Raw genomic sequence first — 1,991 nt, 5'->3', positions numbered from 1 at the left:
GGGCTCGTACCGCAGCTTCGTCAGCTGGCTCGTCAATCACGATCGCGTTGCGGCTCAAGCGGTTTGGCGCGACATACTCGACGGCTTCGACATGCCGACCCTGGTGGGTCCGCCGAATCGAGTGCGTCCCGGAGCGCGGGGCATCGAATCATTCCGGTTGTCGGCCGAAACCACGGGGGCCCTGCGCGAGCTGGCCCGCTCGCACCACACGACGGTCAACACGGTGTTGCAGGCCGCCTGGGCCCAGCTGCTGATGTGGTTGACCGGCCAGCATGACGTCGCCTTCGGTACGGCGGTGTCGGGACGCCCGACCGAAGTTCCTGGCGCCGATTCCATGGTCGGGTTGCTGATCAACACCGTGCCGGTGCGCGCGAACACCGATGAGGCGACGACGACTTCGGATCTACTGGAGCACCTACAGCGTGCCCACAACGAGACTCTCGAACATCAGCATCTGGCATTGCCCGAGATCCACCGCGTCACCGGCGTGGATCAGCTGTTCGACACGCTGTTCGTCTTCGAGAACTATCCGGTGGATGCGGCAGCGTTGTTCGGCTACGACGGGCTCACGGTCACAGACGTGACGACTCGTGAACGCAACGACTATCCGCTGACTCTGCAGGCCCAGCCCGGCCAACAGTTGAGCCTGCGCCTCGAATACGACACCGACCTATTCGCCGCCGACAGCATCGACGCACTCGTCGAGCGGTTGCGTAAAGTTTTGCAGCTCATGGTTACCGATCCGTCGACGCGGTTGTCGTCGACGGATCTGCTCGATGCTGCCGAGCATGTCAGGCTGGACGAGTTCGGTCACCGCGCGGTGTTGACACAGCCGGGGGCGCCGGTGTCGATTCCGGTGCTGTTCGCCGACCAGGTGACACGCACCCCGCAGGCGGTGGCGCTGCGATGCGACGGCCGCTCGATGACCTACCGGGAATTGGACGAGGCGTCTAATCGCTTGGCGCATTTGCTCGTTGCCTGCGGAGCCGGACCGGGCGAATGCGTCGCCCTGCTGCTGCCCCGGTCAATCGACGCGGTCGTAGCGATCGTCGGAGTGCTCAAGACCGGTGCGGCGTACGTCCCGATCGATGTGGCGCATCCTGACGCGCGGATCGGCTTCATGCTCGAGGACTCCGCGCCGGTCGCCGCGCTGACGACCGCGAATCTCACGGAGCGGCTCGGCGGCTGCGGCGACCTCGTGATCGTCGACGTCGACGACCCGCGCATTCCGACCTATCCCGCGACACCGTTGCCGGCTCCGGCACCCGACGACGTCGCCCACGTCATCTATACCTCCGGCACCACCGGTATCCCGAAAGGTGTTGCGGTCACCCATCACAACGTCACTCGACTGTTCCAGGGACTCGACGTCGGTGTCGCGATGGGGCCAACACAGGTCTGGACCCAGAGCCACTCGTTGGCCTTCGACTTCTCGGTGTGGGAGATCTGGGGCGCGCTGCTGCACGGCGGGCGCCTGGTCGTCGTGCCGGAGCGTGTCACCGCCTCACCCGAAGACATGCACGCTCTGCTGGTCGCCGAGAACGTCACCATGCTCAGCCAAACGCCGTCGGCGGTTGCCGCGCTGACACCGACGGGCCTCGACGCAACAGCGTTGATGATCGGCGCCGAGCCGTGCCCACCCGAGGTGGTGGAGCGCTGGGCGCCGGGGCGGGTGATGGTCAACGTCTACGGGCCGACCGAAACCACGGTGTATGCGAGTGTGAGCGCCCCGCTGGTCCCCGGCGCGGCGGTGGCGATCGGCTCGCCGGTGCCCGGGGCCGCCCTGTTCGTGCTCGACACCTGGTTGCGCCCGGTACCGCCGGGCGTGATCGGCGAGTTGTATGTCGCGGGCCGGGGTGTTGGGCTCGGGTATCTGCGCCGACCCGGTTTGAGCGCTTCCCGTTTTGTGGCTTGCCCGTTCGGTCCTCCCGGCGCACGCATGTATCGCAGCGGGGACTTGGTGCGCTGGGCTCCCGACGGTCAGCTGCACT

At 66.6% G+C, this 1,991-nt stretch carries 1 protein-coding gene; it reads left to right on the top strand.

Going from position 1 to position 1,991, the window contains the following annotated elements; all coding sequences use genetic code 11:
- Window positions 1–1,991 (top strand): non-ribosomal peptide synthetase (locus tag AC5Y4C_RS20930; RefSeq protein ID WP_500008526.1); only part of this gene is annotated, 1,991 nt, incomplete at both ends.

The sequence above is a fragment of the Mycobacterium sp. NGS35 genome, from assembly GCF_059812855.1.
This window is presented reverse-complemented; position numbering and strand designations above follow the sequence as displayed.